This window comes from Endozoicomonas montiporae CL-33, from assembly GCF_001583435.1.
Taxonomy (GTDB): Bacteria; Pseudomonadota; Gammaproteobacteria; order Pseudomonadales; family Endozoicomonadaceae; genus Endozoicomonas_A; species Endozoicomonas_A montiporae.
Genome location: NZ_CP013251.1, coordinates 2926787 through 2947165, shown reverse-complemented (window position 1 = coordinate 2947165; position 20379 = coordinate 2926787). Strand labels below are relative to the sequence as shown.

The following is a 20379-nucleotide window of genomic DNA, read 5'->3' as shown; positions in this document are numbered from 1 at the left end:
CTTAAATCCTTTTTCAAAAAGTCTGTGGAAAATGGAAAAATGAAAGCTAGGCATAATTTATTAATGGTTATTTTGTGTTTGTTTATATCAAAAGTGTATGCACTGACATTGATAATAGACCCGTACAAGGGTATTCATTATGCAGTTGTCGGCAAACATCATTTAACAGACGGTTCTGTGGTCAAAATAAACTATATATCTGTGCCTGTTACAGAACAGGCCAGTGTGAACGTAGATTTTATTGAAACACTAAATGGTCAAAGACAGCTTACTTTTTTTCCTCTTGATGATAAAAGATTGAAACAATTCAGGCATATTTTCGGCTTGGATGATTCGTCAAGTTTAAAGTTCAAAATGCATCCATTGGTTCTTCATGAACCGAAAGTGGAAGCGATATACACAGAATCAGGAGTAATGAAAGAGAGAGGGGTCCGTGTCCGTATACCTAGAAGTCATAGAGGAGCATTGGTACAATTACCGGAGATTTCCCAAGCCATTATAAAAAATCTACATTCAATTTTGCTGTCAGGGCTTGCTGGTGCATTGGGACAATACAATCCGGGCACTGTTATTTTTCGACCAAGACAAATCTCCAACTATTTGCTTAATTTAAATAGCGATCCTATGGGTCTAGGTTTGCCTCTAAGTGGATTTCTGGGAGAATTAAATGCTGAAAGAGTGGTTTCGCGATTGAATTCAGGTGCCCATTTTGGTGATGGTTTTCTCTTGGCTGCATTTTATGTTGAACCTACTGGTATAGCTCACGAGGAATTTAATCTTTTATCTCTAAACGACGACGAGATTTTTCTGATCATCACCCCTGAACAAATTGGGATAGTTTACCAGAAAGAGGTTCTTAAACTCCTTAAGAATCGCCATCTGTCTTGGTTCACACGCAAAGATCTAACTTATTTGAAAAGAAGGCCGGAGGATTTTTTAACGGAATCACCCAGTTCGGACGCTAGTGGGGATTCTTCCAGCAAAACGGTGACGCCTTTATCAACATCAATAGTCCCTTATTACAAAGAATCACTACGTCAATACTTGTTATCTGTGAATCCGTATGATTCTTCATTCATCTGGAAAATCCCAGTGATGTGGGGAGCTGGTGAACTAGACCAACCAGCTGCTGATTGTAGTTATATCAATTAATGAACGACCCTGCATTATGCTGCCTGGGTCGTCAGCTGTTCGGCAGGCTTGCCAGTGCCCATCAGGCACAGGGAAGCAAACGCTGCAGACGCCAGAGTAACAGCAGCCAGAGTCATGGTGCCTGCTACAGGCAAGAAACCGACCGCACCACTGATCAGGGTCGCCATCAGCATTTCAATAAAGAAAATCAGGCCGGATGCGGTGCCGATATGGGTTTTCATATGTTCGGTGGCACGCGCCTGACACAGCGGGTTGAAGATACCCAGACCCAGTTCGTATACAACAATACCAGCTACATAACCCATGACGGATTCTCCGCCACTGAACCAGGCCGAGGCGATGGAGATCAGCGCACCGATCATCAGGGTAGAACCGGACAACAGTGTGACCTGCTCACGGCTCAGACGATCAGTCAGCTTAGGCCCCATAGTCGCACTGACCAGATAGGCGGCAATGGCAGAGGCGAAGATGAAACCATAATCTTTCGGGTTGATGCCCAGTTGCTCAATCAGTACAAACGGCGCACCGGCAACAAACACAAAGGCACCGGCAAAGGCAACACCTGCTGCGACCGAGAAACGCATGTAGCGCAGATCGGTCAGAACCGCAGAGTAGCCTTTGAACATGCCGTTAGTGGCATTCAGGTTACGCTCGGCTTTTTCCGGCAGCAGAGTCAGCGCCAGCATGGCAATGACGGCAAAGGCGGCCATGACCAGAAAGCTGTATTGCCAGCCTGCGTATTGCTGAATGTAACCACCGGCAATGGGTGCCGCCATCGGCGCAATGGTCAGACAGGCGCTGATGTAAGCCAGAATCTTCACTTCCATCTTGTCGGAGTAGTAGTCACGGGCAATGGTTCTTGCTACTGCAGTACCAAAACAACCGAAAATCGCCTGGGCAAAACGGGCAGCGATAAACAGGTGAATGCTGTTGGTGGTCAGTGTGGCAATGGTGGCCAGAAGGTACAGTGAGTAGCCGCCGAGTAGGGTATTTTTGCGACCAAAGCGGTCACTCAGCGGACCAACGATCAACATGGACAGTGAGAAACCCAGCATAAAGATGCCGACACTCCATTGAGCGGTAGCATAGTCGGTGTCGAAGTACTGTGTGATGGCGGGCAATGACGGTGTGAAAATATCAATGGACACCGGACCCACAACAGCAAAGAGGGTCAGAACGACCAGTACGGCAGTGGTATGTTTCTCAGGGTTTAGTTGACGCATGTAAGTCTCTACAGGTGAATAACGCCGATGGATTATAGGCAATAAAAGCCTGTTCAGTTTCCGGTATGGCTTCGGCGCATGAAGCAGCCGTCTGCGAAGAAAAAAGGTTCGCGATAAAACGGCTGCGCAGAATGCAGAGATTTTTGATTCAGATCAATGCGTGGTTTTCACATATTTGTGGCTGAGACTTCCGGTTCGGGTCTCGGGGTCGGGCGGCCAGCCCTCGGTGTCTGGGTATACAGTTTGAGTCTCGGCAGTCTGGCGCTCTTTTTGTATTGCTGAGTGTCCATAGTGCGGATAATCCGGTTCAGCATGCGTACCGCCTTGTGAATGTATGGCCCTTTGTTGAGCATGACACACTCTGCCCTCTGGGCCATGGCAGCGTCGGTGATTTCCGCTCTGGAAGGCCGACCTTGTTTGGCGAGTTTTTCCAACACCTGTGTTGCCCAGATGGAAGGAATATGCGCGGCGGCACAGAGCCAGAGAATTTCTTCCTGCAGCTCGGCCATATGGCGCCAGCCGACTTCAACGCCCAGGTCTCCCCGGGCAATCATAACGCCCACATGTTCGGACTGCATAACGCTCAGCAACAGCTCGGGCAGGTGCTCAAAAGCCCGGCGGGTTTCGATTTTGAGAATAATACCAAGATGCTTGTGCCCGGGCTTTTGCAGTTGTTGTTGCAGCTGTTCAATATCATTGACCCGGTTTACAAAGCTGAGCGCCACAATATCGGCAATGTCGGAAATGGTCTCCAGATCGTTGATGTCTTTACTGGTGAGCCCGTTGACAGGCAGCTCCGTGTCAGGAAAGTTCAGCCCCTTTTCGGTTTTCAGTTTGGCACCCAGTGGCGGAGCTTCGGTGATTTTTAGCTTCAGTTTGTCCGGGAATGTCTGTTCAACAACCGCTGTAAACTTGCCATCATCCATTTTGATCTGATGTCCGGTCTGTGCAGCTTCAATGACTTCTTTGACCGCGCAGCTAATGGTGGCTGGCACCAATACGTCACCGGCATCATTGCAGGTGGCTGGCGATGCGGTTCGGTTATCGCCGGTCAGAAACAGCGGATCGCCTTCCTGCAGGTAAATAAAATTTTCCATGGCAGGAAGGGGAGCCACGGTGATGGGCAGCAGGTTGGATGCTGATTTGAAGTAGACAATCTGAGCGGTTTCAAACACAACACTGTTGTTGCAGATGGCAATGATGTAGTTTGTCGTCTGCTCAATGATGTCAAGCTTTCTGCTTTTATCCCGTGTGTCGTACAGTTTAACACCTTTAATCGGAGGCAGGTTGTTGAAGGAATCACACAGTAACGGGATCGATACCGCATCCGGAAACGAAGGCGGAATATTCATCACGTGACTGTAAAAAACAATTTTTGCAGGCTTTATGCTTCGGCCACGGGTGTCTTTATGTGGTCGGACTTTAACGACCTGTGCACCGGCAGGCATGGGTCCGGTTCTTGGTTTGGGGCCCGCTAGGTCCATCATGATTTTACAGGGCTGATCCAGTTCTTTGCTCAGGCGACGGATATGCATGGCAATACTGCGCCAGATATCCGGGTTGTCGTGGGCGCAGTTGATGCGTGCTACGTTCATGCCGGATTGCAGAAACTGGCTGATGATTTCAGGGCTGGATGCCGCACTGCCCGGCATTGTGACCATGATGCGTGTGTTGCGCTGATTCGAACAAGGGCCAAACAGTTCTTCACTTTTTCTGCGAAGTTTATTGCTGCCTTTATCCTGTGGTGGTCGTGTATTGAGCCGTTCAACGGCTTTCTGGTCACCCTGAAGCCCTTCAATGATGTCGCTGATGCGGTTAATCTGCGCCCGTATGGCTGCTTCTGAGCGCCCAAGTGAACTGAGACCGATAGCGCTGAGTTCTGCTTGCAGGCGGGTGCGATCCTGCGAACGAAAGCCCAGATAATCAACCAGATTACGGGCACTGGCCTGGTTGCTTGTGGCCACCTGTTCAATCTGCAGTTGATGACTGTCCTGCCAGCGATTCATATCGTCAATGATCTCGGCAAGATGATGCGCAATTGTCGTTGTTATGCTTTGCATAGCCGTTAGCTGTGATGATGTTGACGGGCAAATTAACAAAAGAGGCTGCCACTATCTGAACATAGTCGGCTAAATAGTGTTCTGAGCTGGGTCAATAGTCCGGGAGGTTGTTAAGCCAGCCCGGACAAGGGGAGTATTGTCAGAAAAGTTCTGGATTATTTATCGTGTCTGACTCAGCTCTTTAACGGCCCGCCACCTTCACCCGGCCAGCGGGAACCGCTGATCGTTTCGGAGTAAGGCCAGAAGGCTGCACCGTCCAGATGTTTGTGTTCAAGATACTGACGGCCTTTAAAGATCGGCGTCCAGAGATGGGCTTCGGGCTTGGATGTCACTGGTAGCAGAGTGGCAATGGGATCCCACGGGCTTTCGCGCAGGGTTAATGTGCCTTCGACCTTTTCCTTGTAGGCCGTACCGTATTGACTGTGCACCCGGATCACTCTGGGAGGAAGGTCGTATTTGCCTTCACTCATATCAAAGGAGCGGGAATACTTGGTCCAGAATTCATTGGTGTCAAATCCTTCCAGATTGTCGTCCGGTCCGGTGATTTTGCCTTCGAATTCCAGAAAGGTATATCCGGCGTGTGTCGCTTTTGCGGCGACCTTGTCGATCATTCGGTAATACTCAACCTGTGCGACATACTTGGGTTGCCCCCAGCGTTCCTGGCAGCGAATCACCGGTGCTTCCTGATCAATACCTACCAGCAGCGTGTACTCGCCTTCAACACCATCGCAGTTGGCAGCTACGCTGACCACGACACCGTACTCGGGCTCGTTGAGGATAGGGAAGTTGTAAACAGTCAGATAAACGGTAGGGGACTGACCGGCATCAATGCCGGGTGGTAGCAGCTTGGCAATGGCTTCCGGTGTGGTCTGGTACTGAATTTTCAGCATGGGCCAGTTCAGTATTTCACCGGGGTTACTCTGAGGAACGTTGCTCATGGCTTATCCTCTTTTTTAATATATTTGTAAATCAGGCCAGAGGTGTAACATCTGGCCTGTAAGGTCTGCGGTTATTAATTAAACGTCAGAGAACGTTTGGTGGTGTTGGGGTTTCACCGGTCAGAATACTTTCAACGCGTGCTTTAAAGGCCAGTGTTGATTTTTCAGTTCTCGGGCAGATCCAGAACTTGTCGGCCTTGATGCCATCAATGGCGTGCTGAGCGACTTCTTCAGGCTCGGTGGTTTCCAGTTTCTGACCGTACTGCGCCATAATGTTGCGCATATCTTCCACAGAATGAATGCCGGAGTCCTGTTTTTTGGGGTCTACCGGCAGATCTTCTGGACGGTTGCGTTCTGAGTTGAAAATACCGGAGTTAACCACGTGTGGTCCGGGGAACAGGGCGTTAACCTTAACCGGAGACTGCGCACCCTGAAGCTGATAGTGGAGGTTTTCTGTGATGGCCTGCACCGCAGCTTTGCTGGCGGTATAAATGGGTGTGTTCGGCATCATAACAAAAGCGCCATTACCAGAACCGGTCACAATAAAATGAGCTTCTTTATTTTGCTTAACCAGCAAGGGGATAAAGGCGTTGATTGAGTGAATCAGCCCCCAGGTGTTGACGTTAAAACCCCATTCCCAGTCATTCAGGCTGTATTCCCACATTGGGCCGCCTTCACCGGTGCCGACACCTGCATTGGCAAAGACCAGATGGATTTCGCCGTACTGTTTTACAGAAGTGTCAACCAGATTCTGCATAGACTCAGGACTGGTGACGTCTGCCTGACAGGCAATGGCTTCACCGCCTTTCTCAACGATACCGGCCACAGCTGCATCCAGTGCTTTAGCTTCAATATCGGATACCACCACTTTGGCACCCAGTGATGCCAGCAATTTCGAAATGGCCTTACCTACGCCACTGGCTCCGCCAGTCACGACTGCAACTTTATTATTAAAATCTTGCATTGCTTAACTCCAGGTTGAGTTCTGCGACCTTTATTGTCTGTTTTATTGGTTGTCGCCAGCGGTTTGAAAAAGTCTGTTCAAAACGCTGTGGACATTAAGCAAAAAAAGACATTGATTGTAAAGGTATACTCAATGTATATTTTTCAACGCAAGTGTAAACATGGCAATCCGTCACAGTATTTGTGAACAGTTAAGGAAGAAAAACGCAGGATGCCAACCCTGATTAGCCTGCACAGCACTGCAGTCGGTGCTCAACAATAAGAACAGCAGGAGACAATTCATGACTCAGGAAGCTCAAGTGCTTTCTTCACTGAAAGATGCCCCTATTGAACAGGTATTTCGCCCGAATTCTCTGGATTACAGCGTTAACCCGGTGCCCCAGTGTCTGGCATTAGCAGAACGTGGTCGTCTGGTATGGTTTCCACCCTGGCAAGCGTGGATTATGACCCGCATGGACGACATCATGGACTGCTGGAAGCGGGAATACCTGTCGTCTGATTTATACGACTGGCAGTACGCTCCTGAAGTGCCGCCGAAAGAAGAATGGAGCAATTTTGAAACGGCCATGATTGGTCACAGTCTGCTGGCCGACCCTACACACCACCGGCTTATCCGTAAGATTGCTTCACCCGCTTTCTCACGCAATGTTGTGGATGAAATTCAGCGCCGGATTGAACCGGATATCAAAAAGCTGATTGCCAATCTGAAAGACCGCGAAAGCTTTGATTTCATTGAAGAGATTGCCCAGCACATACCGTTTATATCCATCACCCGGATGGTCGGTGTGCCTGAACAGTACTGGGAAGAAATGAAGCCGGTGATTATGAAATTCACCGAGGCATGGAACCCGACTCTGACTCCCGAACGTCGTGAAGCGGCACGTCAGGCCAGTAGCCGGGCTATCGATATTCTCAAGCTGGTCATGGCAGAGCGTCGTGACCAACCGTTGGAAAATGACTTCCTGAGTGTATTGCTTGAGGCAGAGAAGAAGCATGAAGACTTCGAAGAATGGGATGTTATCACGCTGATTCTGGCACTCATTGGTGCGGGAGCAGACACGACACTGGTCGGACAACAATGGACTGCCTACAGCCTGCTGAAGCATAAAGACCAGATTGATACGGCATTGTCGTCATTAAAAGCATTTCGTAATGCCTTCAGTGAAATCATGCGTTGGTCGTGCAAATCCAAGATGGGCTTTGCCCGTTACGCACCAGAAGACATGGAGTTACTGGGGCAACAGGTGAAGAAAGGCCAGATGATTTTGCTAATGCCACACCTGAAAGACCGTGACCCTGATTATTACGAAGACCCGGATACGTTCAATGTTGAAAGGGTATTCGATCCGGACGTGCTGTTTGGTTATGGCCCCCGTTTCTGCATTGGTGCCTCGCTGGCGAAAAGTCAGCTGTATCTGACCATGACTGAATTATTCAAGCAGTTCCCGAACCTTGAGTTGGACGGTGAGCCGGAGCGCAGCCTGGAAGACCATAACGCTGTCACCTTTAAAAAGCTGATGCTGAAAACCAACAACAATCGCTGACCAGAAGCAGAACAACAGAGGATACAGTGATGAGTAAGAGTCGCTACGACAAGCCTATTCCTTATGGCTGGTACGCCGTTGAGTATTCGAACAAGCTGGAAAAAGGTGAAGTAAAGCCCCTCAGTTATTTTGGTCGGGAACTGGTGCTGTTTCGTACAGAATCCGGCAAAGCTTCGATGTTGGATGCCTACTGCCCCCATCTCGGTGCCCATCTGGGTCATGGAGGTATTGTTAAGGGCGAAAGTGTCAGCTGTCCTTTCCATGCCTGGAAGTTTGACGGTAATGGCATGTGTACCGATGTACCTTATGCCAAACGGACACCGCCAAAAGTCAAAGACAAGCAATGCATTCGCCACTACGAAGTGGTTGAGCGCAACGAAATGATCTGGGCCTGGTACCACCCCTATGATGCCGCACCGTTGTTTGAGGTCGAGGTAATCCCCGAGATCGGGGCTGAAGGCTGGACTGATATGGATACCTACGAGTGGACCATTCCGACCATTATTCAGGAAACCGGTGAAAACGCCGCTGATCTGGCGCACTTTGTCACTGTTCATGGTCGTCCAACGGTGCCCGATGGTGTAGTCACTCTGGAAGGCCATCGTCGTTGTACCATGTTTGATTCCGAGGCCAATAAAGTCCAGCAAGACGGCAGTGTTGAACATGGCAAGGGTGGTTTTGAAACGGCCAAGCTGGAGTCATACTCCATTGGGCCCGGACAGACCTACCAACGATTCTCACGGTTATTTGATATTGTCATGATGGCAACGATCACCCCAATAGACGACCAGAACCTGCAGTTACGCTTCAACTTTACCCTGCCTGTTGGGCAGAGTGAGGCTCAGAACGTCTATGCTCGTGGCTTCAGAGATGAAGTCGTGCATCAGCTGGAGCAGGATATTCCAATCTGGGTGCATAAAAAGTATCTGGATCGTCCCATCCTGTGTGATGGTGATGGACCTATTGGTCAGTATCGTCGATGGTTCCAGCAGTTCTATGCGGAATTCCAGCCTGAAGCGAAAGCGGAAGTTCGCAAGGAAAAAGAGCTGATTGCCACTGACTGACGACCAATACCATGTAAGGCGCACAGAGATACTAATGAAAATAACAAAATCTTTGCTGGTCGCTGCTATTGCCGGATTGACACTGATTTCGGTGTCGGCATCCGCCAGAGTCAGTTTGGAAGAAGCATCAAAGCTGGATAGTGACTTAACACCATTTGGTGCAGAGCGTGCGGGTAATGCGGAGGGTACTATTCCGGCCTGGAACCCGGATTTTGAACCGCCTGGTGATTATCGTCCCGGTGGCAGATACGTTGACCCTTATAAAGATGAAAAACCACTGTATACAATTACCGCGGCAAACTATAAACAGTACCTTGAGCTGCTGACACCGGGCATTCAGAAACTGTTCAAAATTTATCCCAGAACCTTCAAGATGCATGTCTACCCTTCCCACAGGGATGGCAGTTACCCGGATTTTATGCTGGATGAAACCCGCAAGAATGCGGTGCGTGCCGAGCTGGTGGACGGCGGAAGTGGTGTTACCAGTACCTTTGGTGGAGCACCTTTTCCCATCCCTGAAAATGGCAGCGAGGCCGTCTGGAATGCCACTTTGTCCAGAGGGCTTCTTTCATCATTAGTCACAGAACGTCAGGTTCTGGTTTATCGCAACGGCAGCCATCAGGTCGGTGAAACCACTACCTTGCGTTATGCGCCTTATTTCGATCCGAATCTGACCATCGAAGAATTTCAGGATCAGAAAATGCCCAGGCTGGGTACTTTGATTGAGACCCATGCGCCCAACCGGGATAAAGGCAAAAGTTATGTTGTGCATGAGTTTATTAACCCGAAAGAGCAGCCTCGGGCGGCATGGAACTATTCACCGGGAGTTCGTCGTGTAAGGCGTGCGCCCACGATTGCTTACGACTCTCCTCAGGGATTAGGAAACTGGCGAACCACTGACGAATCTTATGGTTTTAATGGCGCACCGGATCGTTATAACTGGACTCTGGTTGGCAAGAAGGAGATGCTGATTCCCTATAATGCCTACCGTTTTGAAAATAATGATGCCAATGCCAAAACGCTATTGCCTGCCGGACACCCTAATCCTGAATTTATGCGTTATGAGCTGCATCGGGTCTGGGTACTCAGGGCAGAGTTGAAAAAAGGCGTTCGTAATATTTATAAAACCAGAGAACTGTTTTTGGACGAAGACAGCTGGCTGCCGGTACTGGTCGATCAATACGACAACCGCAACAAATTGTGGCGTACGACAATGCTGAATTCGATTAACCAATATGATGTCGGTGGAATCTATTCAAGGACGTCGATCTACCTTGATCTGGTCACCAGAGAATACTTTGCTGACGGGGTAACTAATTTTAATAAGCCGAGGAAGTATAACCAGAAGCCAAAGAGTCTGTCGTATTTGGTAGTGGCACAGTTCTGTGATTCTAGCCCTGTCTGCTAAAATACGACATTCGGCAACTTTGAAAAATGCGGTTTAAAAATGTGCCTTACGCAAGTCCTCTGTACAACATGTGGCAGTAACCAAGTTCGGCCTTTCGGATACAGCACTCATGATGTTCCACGATACTATTGCTGTAATGACAAATGTGAAATCAAAACCTTCATGCTTGAATATCGCTACAAGGCCTGTGAGCCTGGCGTTAAAGAAAAAATCATCGATATGGCAATAAATGGCAGCGGAATCAGGGATACAAGTAAAGTACTCGGAATAAGCAAGACAACAGTAATAAAGACTCTTAAAAAAAAGAAAGCGGTCTGGTAAAGGTCAACCCAAATATTCAAACTATTGATCTCAAGTCAGATGCAATTATTCATGTAGGGCTTGTCTGCCAAGAGGCTGAGCTAGATGAGCAGTGGTCGTATGTTCATGATAAATCGAACCAACGCTGGCTTTGGTATGCTGTTGATCACGCTACAAATACCGTGCTTGCTTATGTTTTCGGAAAACGGAAAGATGAAGTTTTTAAAGAACTCAAAACACTTCTGAAGCCATTTGGTATTAATAAATTTTACACCGATGATTGGGGAGCCTATGAGCGACACCTTGATGAAAACATGCATATTATTGGTAAAGCAAACACTCAGAAGATAGAGCGTAAAAACCTTAATTTTCGGACTTGGATTAAACGGTTGGCCAGAAAGACAATTTGTTTTTCAAAGCTCGAAAAGATGCACGATATTGTTATTGGATTATTGATTAATAAAGTTGAGTTTGGGGTCAATATTCACGCGATATAACAGTTCTGGCCCACTACCTCGTATTTTTCGCCATCGACTCTTAGGAAATTGGGGGTTCGGTAAGCCCGGGGTTATTGACCGATGAACGACTGATCATGGAACTGTTGATAAACTGGTAGAGATCGTCCAGGCGGTGCTCTATCGGGCAATGTTCATCGCTCAGCCAGTCCAGTGTAATGGTGTTTAGCATACCCACTGTGATCTCGGCACAGAGCTGGCTGTCGAGACCGGGTGCCAGCTCGTGATGATCGCTGTGAAACAGCTCGGCATAGGTGGCGAGCATCTGCTGGTGGATGTCGGTGCCTTCATCGCGATGATCGATAAAATTGGTTAACAGAAAACGAATCAGCTCTTTCTCCAGAGTGCCACGGTGACTGAACCGTTCTTTAAACCGGAGAAAAAAGTGTTGCAGACGTTGCTCAAGGGTGGTCGTCTGTTGGCAGACGTGTCGAACCAGAGACAGGTTCTGATCCAGTAGCAGGCTCTGACACAAGCTGAGAAGTAGTGTATGACGCGAAGGGAAATAATTATAAAACGTCTTTTTTGTGATGCCGGTGGCCTGACACACTCTGTCGATGGTCAGGTTGTTCAGACCGGTATCCTGAATAATCAAGCAGGCCTGTGTATGAATCTTTTGACGTATCGCCTGCTTACGTTTTTCTCTTAAAGTGATGGCTTGTACAGTCAAAGGTTCCACCTATACCCGGGTTTTCATTATTATGAAGGCCAGCCAGTAACTTAACAGGTATTGATTCGTTTGTCTTATCCGGTCCTAAGTCGCAGGGAGCGCAAGAAACAGTTTGTCGATGACAGCATCCTGAAAGGGGCCGTTATCCTGATTGAGCAGCAGGGCGTTCTGGCCGTCACCGTCGAAACTATCTGTACACAGGCAGATATTTCCCGAATGACATTTTATAAGTATTACCGCTCCAGGCACGACCTTCTGATCAGGCTGTGTTTTGACCGGCTGTTGTCTCCACTGGCAGACAGTATCCAGATAAAGGTACGTGATGATAGTCGTTCGCTGTCCCAACAGCTGCATGACTTTTATCAACCTCTGTTGCAATGGTTTCTTCAGTCGGGCAGGTTGCATCGGGAACTTATTATCTATCTGGTCAGCAGTTTTCAGATGGACGACCATGACCGACCAGAGCTGCAATCCTTTTTGACGTCCCAACTGGTCAGCTTTTACCGACATTATGCCGGACAGCTCAAGACGGGACTAACGCCGGAATTTTGCGCTGCAACGACCACCGGGGCTGTTGCGGGCCTGACATTTTGCTGGCTTAACGAGCCCGAATACCCGGTGCAGCAGAGGCTGCAACAGGTGTTGAAATATCTGGTCACCAGTTTTACAGTGTCCTCCACTGCATAGCATGTGCAGTGGGTCCATAACGATAGAAAATAGAAAACAGGTGTCTTCTTTATTGTGCCCTAGAGTACTTGTGTTGACTGACCTGTTCTCCCAGAACAATGAATAACAGGGAAACTTCTATGGTTGCCGTCACACCACTTGTGCAAACCGCCATTGAACCTTTGGGTTACACTCTTCATCCGTATCCTGATAACCACCGCCTGCAGGTGATTACCCTGCAGAAAGAAACCATTGACGCCTTTAAACAGGCGACAGAACAGTGGAATCTGCAGGCAGTGGAATACAAACCCTTTTTACGTTTTGCCATTGCTGATCAGCTCGACAGGGTGTGCAACCGGTCTTTGAGTTCAAAGCTGAACGGTATTTTGTCAAACCGGGAAACCGGTGCGTTTCTGTTACAATACGACAGTGATGAGGCAAAGGATGACACCGAATTTCATATTAAACTGTCCACTGCGGTGTCTCACCTGATCGGTGTGCCCAATTTTGATGCCATGTACGGTAAGTATTACGCGTGCTTCGCGGTGGAAAACAAAGACGACAGTGACAGTTATCTCAGGCAGGCACACCGTCGTATGGAGTTGCACAATGACGGTACCTACGTGGACGAGCGGACAGACTTTGTGCTGATGATGAAACTGGCGGAACGCAATGTGCAGGGAGGCGAATCGCTGTTGTTGCATATGGACGACTGGGAAGAGCTGGAGCAGTTCTACCAGCATCCGCTGGCCAGTGAGTCCATTGAGTGGGCCTCACCACCGAGCAAAAACATTGATTATAAAGTCAGCCATCCGGTGTTTTTTGAAAAAGACGCGAATGGCAGACCCATGATGCTGTTCATCGATCAGTTTGCGGATCCGCAGAATATGGATCAGGGGATGTATCTGTATGCAATGGGAGAGTCTCTGGAAAAAGACCCGAACTGTTTTGCAGTCACTCTGCCTCCCGGTTCGATGCTGGTGATTCAGAACCATATCTGGCTACACGGCAGAGATCGTTTTATGGCTGATCCCGGCTTGTACCGCGAATTGCTGCGTCAGCGCGGACATTTTTATAAATAGTCATTTTTTATAAATAGTTACTTTTATAAATAGTTACTTTTATAAATAGTACTTCATCCGGATCACAGGGCAGTCAAAACAATGATGTACGACTTTATTGTATTAGGCGGTGGTATTGTCGGAGTCTCCACAGCGTGGCAGCTGAAACAGCGTTACCCTGCTAAATCAGTCTTGCTGCTGGAAAAAGAGTCTGAACTGGCGCAGCATCAGACCGGGCATAACAGCGGTGTCATTCATGCTGGTGTCTATTATGCTCCGGGCAGCCTGAAAGCCCGCTTCTGCAAAGCGGGCGTCAAGGCGACCATGGACTTCTGTGACCAACAGGGTATTCCATACGACCAATGCGGCAAGTTGCTGGTGGCAACGAATGAGCTGGAGTTTCATCGGATGGAAGCTCTTTATGCACGTTGTCTGGAAAACGGCATTGAGGTGGAGTGGCTCGATGCGGCTGCCCTGAAACAACGCGAGCCGAATATCGTCGGATGCGGAGCGATTTATGTTAAAACCACGGGTATCGTTGATTACAGTCGGGTCACGAGGGCCATGGCACGCTGTTTTGAAGAGCTGGGTGGTGAGGTTCGATTGCGTTCCAGAGTGGTTTCTATGGAGGAAAGACCACAGGGTATTCGCCTGAACGTAGACAATGGTTCTGAACAGCAATGGCTACAGGCGGGCTATCTGGTGTGCTGCACGGGCCTGATGGCAGACCGGACCACCCGAATGCTGGGGATCAAAACGGATTTCCAGATTATTCCCTACCGCGGTGAGTACTATCAGCTGGCTCCGCAGCACAATAACATTGTGAATCATCTGATTTATCCCATTCCTGATCCGGATTTGCCTTTCCTCGGCGTACACCTGACCCGAATGATCGACGGCTCTGTCACCGTCGGGCCGAATGCCGTACAGGGTTGGAAGCGGGAAGGGTACAGTCGTATAAATATGAGCCTGAGTGATATCAGGGAGATGGTGAGCTTTGCCGGATTCTGGCGGGCCACCCGAAACAATCTGAAGACCGGGCTCAGTGAAACCCTTGATTCGATCTGGAAGCGTGGCTATCTGCGGCGGGTACAGAAATACTGCCCGCAGTTGCAGCTTGATGATTTGACACCTTATCCGGCAGGCATTCGCGCCCAGGCGGTGATGAAGGACGGTTCAATGGTGCATGATTTTCTGTTTGCCGAAAGCCCAAGAAGTTTGCACGTCTGCAATGCGCCTTCACCTGCGGCGACGTCAGCGATTCCCATTGGCGAGTATATCTGTCAGCAGGTCAGTCACCGCTTGCCAGAGGCTGGCAGTCAACGAACGGGTCATCTGAAGAAACAAACATTTCCTGAAGGGGTTCATTAGCATAGAATGTGCCCATTGACCGAATGAGGTATTTGAATTGAAGATTACATTTACAGAAGCCGCGCAGAAATATCTGGCAGGTCTGCTGAAACGGCAGAACGTTGAAGGCATTGGCGTTCGCCTGTTTGTGACCCAGCCGGGAACACCGTATGCCGAGACCTGTCTGGCTTACTGTAAGCCCGGTGAGGAGAAGGAAGGCGACCTGATGATGGAGCTGGACTATTTCAACTGTTATGTGGAAGGGGTCAGCGAACCTTTCCTGGAAGACGCTGAAGTGGACTTTTCCGAAGACAAGCTGGGCGGTCAGCTGACCATCAAGGCACCTAATGCCAAGCTGCCAAAAGTCAATGAAGACAGCCCGCTGGATCAGAAGATCAACTATTTCCTGCAGACTGAAATCAACCCGGGTCTGGCTGCCCACGGTGGTATGGTGTCACTGGTGGAAATTGATGACGGTGTTGCGGTTCTGCAATTTGGCGGTGGTTGTCAGGGCTGCAGTGCGGTAGATCTGACCCTGAAAGACGGCGTGGAAAAAACACTGGTTGAGCGCATTCCGGAGCTGAAGGGTGTGCGTGACGTGACGGATCATACTGTCACGGATAATGCTTATTTTAAGTGATCAGCTAACAACAATTTCAGAGGACTGGCATAAAACCAGCCCTCTTTTTTCGTTATCGTGGAGTTGCGCTCATAATAAATAGATTATTCTTTATAGTATGAAGCTAAAAATGCTCATTCAGTTAGGTGATGTTCGCATACCAGTTTGAAACCGTTTGTGTGGCCATGCCTGTCTTTTGTAAAGTTTATTTCAACACCACCTTTGAGGAGGTTACATTGTTTGAAGCTCATTTCGAGGTTTTTGGGATACCAGTTATTATTAGGGTAGCAATATCCCCTGATTGTTTTTTCTTCCCAGTCAATATTGACATTCTTACACACACCACCCCTTATTCCTTTGGACGTCAGCATTTTCATTTTCTCAATTTCAAGCTTAAGGCCTGCAATAGTTTGCAATAGATTGTTGTTTTTACCGAACAGTTGAGCAAGGTTTTTAACTGTGCCATACATAGCTTGAGCATCTATGTAGCCTGCTTTCAGGGCTTCCTGTTTTAATACAGATCTTGGTGTTAGTGCAATCTGTTCATGTTCAAAGTTTTCAGCATGGAATGTTGTTTTTGCAAAATTTCCACCCTGTGTACTCACTGTCATGAATATTTTACTTTTGGTCTTTTTATTGGTCAGTGTTGAAGTAAAGGATTGTGGGTTACCGCTTTTATCCTTTATGATTTGCCCGTTGCTCTCTGTATAAGTTGATATGTAGATACTGTCGTCAATGAATCGTTCGTCCATCGTAAAGCCATGCGTATCCATAATGCCTTTTACTTCGTTCGCGATGTAAGCGAAGATGTCATAGACCTCAAAGCTTGTTGTCTTTGGATCATAACCTATTTGATCAGATAAAAAGCTGACAAAACCGGCTCTTTCAGTATCCTTTAGCATTTTGCGTAGACTTTCTTTGTGAGCTGCACTCAACAGCATTAAGCCCGGCTTATTCTGATTTCGGTTAAAAAGACGGGTGCACCCGTATAGTGTGCCTTTGTTGTATGGGTCCTGTGAACAAACCTGATACTTCACTCTAGTGACTATCTTTTTGTTTTTGAGAGCCTGATTCACCTGTGGAATGTGAGCTACGTAAAGAACCAGTTCTCCTTGTTCTGGGTTCTGTTCCTGTAACTGCTTAATCAGCTCCGCGAGCTGGGTCAGACCAAGCCCTGCCAGTGGGTTATTAATACTAAAATTGACGCCATCCGCAAAAGGTTTTTTTTCAGAGTCATCCATTTCAGACAATATTGATTCGCCAAATCCCGAGGAGCGGTCTTTCTCAAAATATTCAGACAAATCAGATAGGACATCTTTACCCTGTGATAAACTCATCAACTCATTGCGTTGTTGGTCGCCGCCCATCGGAATCAAAGCATTTTGATTGGCCTGCTCTGACTCGGTATTGCAGCTATCCGCATTGCAATGACCTTCAGAAGATTTCTCTCTGTCATCGGACCCGGATCGGAGAAAGTCTGTATATTTTTTTACGGCGTCAACTGAAAACATGGAAAATCTGTAAAAGGTTGCCTGAGGCCATTCTTTATTGTCAGTGTTTTCGCCGTAGGAAATATCTATGCCCATGGTCAGGTCACTGGGAAGCCTGAAGTGGTGCATATTTTCATACTTCCTATTTTGAAATATGCCTGACAAAGTTTCTGCTAACACGGCACCTGTAATCTGTACATAGGCCGGTTTGCCATTGCTTTCTGTAACTGAAGAGACTTCAGCTGGGCCTGAAGCGTAAGTGAGTACTGCTGATAAACTCAGAGCCAGGCTGGTAATCGATTGTGCCACTCTCATGGTTATAAAACCTTCTAATATCCTAAGTATTGTTTTCACTGCTTTTGAGTGTTTATTTTTAGAGACAGCATTTAGTAAGATCTTTGTCATATGAGATTTTTCAATCTATTGCGAAAGATAGCCAGACTATATGCTAACGATCAAACGCATCATGATTCATGCAATGTGTCTCTGTTATTCCAGACATGGTTGCAAGCTGATAAACAGCAGAAGTTCCTGACTACTGCAATCCCTGTGATTGTTTTCGCCCCTTGCTGGTTTGTATTAAAGTAGTCTGTATTTTTGTTTTTTTCTTAATTTGATTGCATTCGTCTATGTATGTCTATGTATAAAGGGGCATGCATTCACTGGAATGCTCAATCTCAATAATTTGTAATTGCTTCTGAGTTTTATTCTTCTAATGTCTTTACATTTTATTACTTTGCCTTAATCCCTTGCTACAGAAGAGCTTTTTGTGTCTGGCATGCAGTTGTTTTAATGTAAGAGTGAACATAATACACATCGAAACTGTGATGAAAATAAAACCTGAAGCAATGTACTTTTTGGTACATTAGTTTTATTAAAATTGCGTATTAAGTGGATAATAAAATGAATCAGACTCTGCTTTTTAAAAAGTGGAGCCTGATTGTTCAGAAAGCTTATTAATCAAGAAGGAAGAGATTCGCAATGGCAATAGACCTTTTCACCCAGCCTGAAAACAGTCATTTCACCTTCCTGCATCCGGTTCCAGTCTTCATTGGTGGTCAGTGGTTCTGTGGCGATCACCGTGACAATATCGGTCTTTGTCGTCAGCTGGTCAAAATCAACGGTTAGTTCGGCATCTTTCAGACAGGCCTGATCAAAGGGTGCTTTGCGGGTTATCCAGCTTAGTTTGGTGGTGCAATAACAGTACAGGTATTTGGAGTCGGTCAATAACATATTGAATACCCCAAGTTTGCGTAGTTCATGGCACTGCTGATGAATAAACCGTTGCAGGGTGCTCGCTCGTTTGGGCGGTTTGGGAAAGCGTTCACGAATGGTACCCATCAGCCAGCAGAAAGCATGCTCGCTGTCAGTGGTACCTACTGGAAGGTAGTGAGAGAGCTTATATTTCTTAATGCCTTTTAACTGGCCGTTGTGGGCAAAGGTCCAGTTCTTACCCCACAGCTCCCGGGTAAAGGGGTGCGTGTTTTCCAGGCTGACCCTGCCGGCATTAGCCTGCCGGATATGACTGATAACAATATCGCTCTTGATGGGATAGTTGCGTACCAGATTGGCAATTTCGGAGTCACAGCTGGGGTAAGGGTCACGAAACTCCCGGACACCGGCACCTTCATAAAAAGCAATGCCCCAGCCATCCCGGTGCGGACCGGTACGCCCGCCCCTTTGCATCAGGCCGGTAAAGCTGAAGCAGATGTCGGTAGGGGTGTTGGCACTCATGCCCAGCAGTTCACACATAGTTGAATCTCGGTCAGTGTTCGTTGTGTTTATTATCAAAATTGGCGAGTGAAAACTTCCCTGTCACTGAACGCATCACCAGAGGGTGAGTACTGCTGATGCGTCTGTATTCTTGGCTTAAAGTGTGGGTTCCTGACGGTTGTCAGGCTGATGACCGGACGGTTTCTCTTTCCGGGTCGAAGCCGGCTTTTTTTTGCCTGCTTTATCAGACACTGGCATTGAAGCTGCAATAAGGGCACTGACTGCCGTCACAACCACCAAAGGCAGCCCGGCCCTTGCCATTTCCGGAAAGCCGGATGATAGCCCGTCGTAAATCATCACCCATAACGCGGGCTGTAACAGGTTAACATCGGCACTGTGCCACCAGGGGGTGACCAGTAGTGCGACAAGCCCCACTCGCATGAGTCTGCGAACCCGGGGGTTAATGGAACCTGTGATGACCCACAGGGCGATGGTGCAAGCCAATACACCGGCAAGGTAAACACCCCAGCCGGCCAAAATCTGCGAACTTGTCATTCATTCTCCAGTTGAATGAAACAATGAGCTGATGAACGCATTCCGGTGAAAATAACAAATCTGTGTTTTTTCTACAAATGATACGGTCGTTGTCTATATTCATCAGATCATCAGGGTCGTGACGATATAAAGAGTATGTGGCGAATAAAAGCCATTTTACCAAGCTGCTATGATATGTCAGGTATCAACGCTTGTCATCGGTGCTTACCTGACGATGACCGAAGCGGAACATGGCTTACAGTCGCAGATACATAATGGATAACAAGAGCGAACAGTAATGTTAGAAGGACTCGGATCGGTTGGTACCCAGTTGGACTGGATCGCTTTGCTGGCGCTGGTGGTTCTCTGGGTTGGTTACACTACTTTCGCCTACTACAAAGGCAAGGAAACGCCCTGTCTGGCCAGTGTTCTGGCATTGTACCGACGCGACTGGATGTACCGGCTGCTGGGGCGAGACAATCGCATCGCCGATGCCAGTCTGTTGCAGAGCCTCAGGGCCAGTGTCAGTTTCTTTGCCTCTACCAGTATTCTGATTATTGCCGGTCTGGTGACGGGTATCGCTGCTTCGGAAGAAGCGGTGGGTGTGCTGTCCACCATTCCTTTTGTGACTACCAATACTCGTGAACTCTGGGAGCTGAAGGTATTGGTGATGCTGGTGATCTTTGTATACACCTTCTTCGAATTTACCTGGAGCCTGCGGCTTTATAACTTTAGCTGTGTTCTTTTTGGCAGTGCCCCCCTGTGTCAGGATATCAATGGTCATAAAACCCGGCAGGCGGTGTTTGCTACTCGTTCAGCACACATTATGACTCTGGCAGCTAACCATTTTAACTATGGCTTGCGAGCTTATTATTTTGCCATGGCAACGCTGGCGTGGTTTATTCACCCCGGTCTGTTCATGGGCGCGGCGGCACTGGTTGTCTTTATTCTGTACAGGCGTGAGTTTCACTCAAAAGTGCTGGATGCGCTGGCGGTCAGCGAGCGTGAGACGCATTTTTAGACACTTGTCGGTGCTTCGTCCGACAGAAAAATAAAGAAATTTAATTTTCTCCCTTGAAAACAAAAACGATCACCCCTAAATACGAGTT

The 20379-nt window shown here is 47.9% G+C and carries 18 protein-coding genes; 10 read left to right on the top strand and 8 right to left on the bottom strand.

Translation table 11 applies throughout. The features are described 5' to 3' along the window. The first annotated feature begins 39 nt into the window (after positions 1–39). A complete protein-coding gene (locus EZMO1_RS13605; protein WP_034872830.1) occupies positions 40–1152 on the top strand; it encodes a hypothetical protein in 1113 nt (370 codons plus the stop codon). Positions 1153–1166: 14 nt separating this feature from the next. Here the strand turns inward: EZMO1_RS13605 and EZMO1_RS13600 are convergent, their stop codons facing one another. The 4 genes from EZMO1_RS13600 to EZMO1_RS13585 form a co-directional block, all read right to left on the bottom strand. Continuing rightward, on the bottom strand, positions 1167–2375 hold the full coding sequence (locus tag EZMO1_RS13600) for a multidrug effflux MFS transporter (protein WP_034872832.1): 1209 nt from the start codon (positions 2373–2375) through the stop codon (positions 1167–1169). Between the two features lie 167 nt (positions 2376–2542). Further along, positions 2543–4435 (bottom strand): pyruvate kinase, encoded by a 1893-nt coding sequence (locus EZMO1_RS13595; RefSeq protein ID WP_051789285.1) that lies wholly within the window; start codon positions 4433–4435, stop codon positions 2543–2545. A gap of 173 nt (positions 4436–4608) precedes the next feature. Next, entirely contained in the window at positions 4609–5373 is a 765-nt protein-coding gene (locus EZMO1_RS13590) for an acetoacetate decarboxylase family protein (protein ID WP_034872834.1), read from the bottom strand. 85 nt (positions 5374–5458) lie between these two features. Further along, positions 5459–6337, bottom strand: coding sequence for an SDR family NAD(P)-dependent oxidoreductase (locus tag EZMO1_RS13585; RefSeq protein WP_034872836.1), 879 nt, complete (start codon positions 6335–6337; stop codon positions 5459–5461). A 280-nt stretch (positions 6338–6617) separates the two neighbouring features. Here EZMO1_RS13585 and EZMO1_RS13580 point away from each other — a divergent pair, with 280 nt between their 5' ends. The 4 genes from EZMO1_RS13580 (at position 6618) to EZMO1_RS28165 (ending at position 11149) form a co-directional block, all read left to right on the top strand. After that, positions 6618–7880, top strand: coding sequence for a cytochrome P450 (locus tag EZMO1_RS13580; RefSeq protein ID WP_034872838.1), 1263 nt, complete (start codon positions 6618–6620; stop codon positions 7878–7880). Positions 7881–7909: 29 nt separating this feature from the next. Further along, a complete protein-coding gene (locus EZMO1_RS13575; protein ID WP_034872840.1) occupies positions 7910–8944 on the top strand; it encodes a Rieske 2Fe-2S domain-containing protein in 1035 nt (344 codons plus the stop codon). Positions 8945–8978: 34 nt separating this feature from the next. Then, a complete protein-coding gene (locus EZMO1_RS13570) occupies positions 8979–10352 on the top strand; it encodes a DUF1329 domain-containing protein (RefSeq protein WP_051789286.1) in 1374 nt (457 codons plus the stop codon). 39 nt (positions 10353–10391) lie between these two features. Beyond that, a protein-coding gene (locus tag EZMO1_RS28165) for an IS1 family transposase (protein WP_420809906.1) occupies positions 10392–11149 on the top strand; the annotation gives its coding sequence in 2 pieces (ribosomal slippage) (positions 10392–10659 and positions 10659–11149; 759 coding nt in all). 40 nt (positions 11150–11189) lie between these two features. Here EZMO1_RS28165 and EZMO1_RS13555 read toward each other — a convergent pair. Further along, a complete protein-coding gene (locus tag EZMO1_RS13555; protein WP_160174003.1) occupies positions 11190–11837 on the bottom strand; it encodes a TetR/AcrR family transcriptional regulator in 648 nt (215 codons plus the stop codon). 69 nt (positions 11838–11906) lie between these two features. On the opposite strand from EZMO1_RS13555, the gene EZMO1_RS13550 reads away from it, so the two are divergent. From EZMO1_RS13550 to nfuA, 4 genes are all read left to right on the top strand, one after another. Continuing rightward, a complete protein-coding gene (locus tag EZMO1_RS13550) occupies positions 11907–12524 on the top strand; it encodes a TetR/AcrR family transcriptional regulator (protein ID WP_051789287.1) in 618 nt (205 codons plus the stop codon). 119 nt (positions 12525–12643) lie between these two features. Continuing rightward, complete coding sequence (gene glaH, locus EZMO1_RS13545; protein WP_051789288.1) at positions 12644–13585, top strand: glutarate dioxygenase GlaH; 942 nt, start codon at positions 12644–12646, stop codon at positions 13583–13585. An 81-nt stretch (positions 13586–13666) separates the two neighbouring features. Further along, on the top strand, positions 13667–14935 hold the full coding sequence (gene lhgO, locus EZMO1_RS13540) for an L-2-hydroxyglutarate oxidase (RefSeq protein WP_201772133.1): 1269 nt from the start codon (positions 13667–13669) through the stop codon (positions 14933–14935). 37 nt (positions 14936–14972) lie between these two features. After that, positions 14973–15554, top strand: a complete 582-nt coding sequence (gene nfuA / locus EZMO1_RS13535; protein WP_034872843.1) for a Fe-S biogenesis protein NfuA — start codon at positions 14973–14975, stop codon at positions 15552–15554. Between the two features lie 113 nt (positions 15555–15667). Here nfuA and EZMO1_RS13530 read toward each other — a convergent pair whose 3' ends face one another. The 3 genes from EZMO1_RS13530 to EZMO1_RS13520 form a co-directional block, all read right to left on the bottom strand. Then, positions 15668–17428: a hypothetical protein gene (locus EZMO1_RS13530; protein WP_145912598.1), complete on the bottom strand. Its 1761-nt coding sequence runs from the start codon at positions 17426–17428 to the stop codon at positions 15668–15670. A gap of 555 nt (positions 17429–17983) precedes the next feature. After that, the gene (locus EZMO1_RS13525; RefSeq protein ID WP_034872845.1) at positions 17984–18775 is read right to left on the bottom strand and encodes a class II glutamine amidotransferase; all 792 of its coding nucleotides are present in this window, start codon (positions 18773–18775) and stop codon (positions 17984–17986) included. Between the two features lie 117 nt (positions 18776–18892). Then, complete coding sequence (locus tag EZMO1_RS13520; RefSeq protein WP_034872846.1) at positions 18893–19291, bottom strand: hypothetical protein; 399 nt, start codon at positions 19289–19291, stop codon at positions 18893–18895. A 277-nt stretch (positions 19292–19568) separates the two neighbouring features. On the opposite strand from EZMO1_RS13520, the gene EZMO1_RS13515 reads away from it, so the two are divergent. Further along, on the top strand, positions 19569–20291 hold the full coding sequence (locus EZMO1_RS13515; RefSeq protein WP_051789289.1) for a DUF599 domain-containing protein: 723 nt from the start codon (positions 19569–19571) through the stop codon (positions 20289–20291). Positions 20292–20379 lie beyond the last annotated feature (88 nt).

Bases quoted from the DNA above. Each gene is read 5' to 3' on its own strand.
- EZMO1_RS13605 (WP_034872830.1), top strand. From the start codon at position 40: ATGAAAGCTAGGCATAATTTATTAATGGTTATTTTGTGTTTGTTTATA.
- EZMO1_RS13600 (WP_034872832.1), bottom strand. From the start codon at position 2,375: ATGCGTCAACTAAACCCTGAGAAACATACCACTGCCGTACTGGTCGTT.
- EZMO1_RS13595 (WP_051789285.1), bottom strand. From the start codon at position 4,435: ATGCAAAGCATAACAACGACAATTGCGCATCATCTTGCCGAGATCATT.
- EZMO1_RS13590 (WP_034872834.1), bottom strand. From the start codon at position 5,373: ATGAGCAACGTTCCTCAGAGTAACCCCGGTGAAATACTGAACTGGCCC.
- EZMO1_RS13585 (WP_034872836.1), bottom strand. From the start codon at position 6,337: ATGCAAGATTTTAATAATAAAGTTGCAGTCGTGACTGGCGGAGCCAGT.
- EZMO1_RS13580 (WP_034872838.1), top strand. From the start codon at position 6,618: ATGACTCAGGAAGCTCAAGTGCTTTCTTCACTGAAAGATGCCCCTATT.
- EZMO1_RS13575 (WP_034872840.1), top strand. From the start codon at position 7,910: ATGAGTAAGAGTCGCTACGACAAGCCTATTCCTTATGGCTGGTACGCC.
- EZMO1_RS13570 (WP_051789286.1), top strand. From the start codon at position 8,979: ATGAAAATAACAAAATCTTTGCTGGTCGCTGCTATTGCCGGATTGACA.
- glaH (WP_051789288.1), top strand. From the start codon at position 12,644: ATGGTTGCCGTCACACCACTTGTGCAAACCGCCATTGAACCTTTGGGT.
- lhgO (WP_201772133.1), top strand. From the start codon at position 13,667: ATGATGTACGACTTTATTGTATTAGGCGGTGGTATTGTCGGAGTCTCC.
- EZMO1_RS13530 (WP_145912598.1), bottom strand. From the start codon at position 17,428: ATGACAAAGATCTTACTAAATGCTGTCTCTAAAAATAAACACTCAAAA.
- EZMO1_RS13525 (WP_034872845.1), bottom strand. From the start codon at position 18,775: ATGTGTGAACTGCTGGGCATGAGTGCCAACACCCCTACCGACATCTGC.
- EZMO1_RS13520 (WP_034872846.1), bottom strand. From the start codon at position 19,291: ATGACAAGTTCGCAGATTTTGGCCGGCTGGGGTGTTTACCTTGCCGGT.
- EZMO1_RS13515 (WP_051789289.1), top strand. From the start codon at position 19,569: ATGTTAGAAGGACTCGGATCGGTTGGTACCCAGTTGGACTGGATCGCT.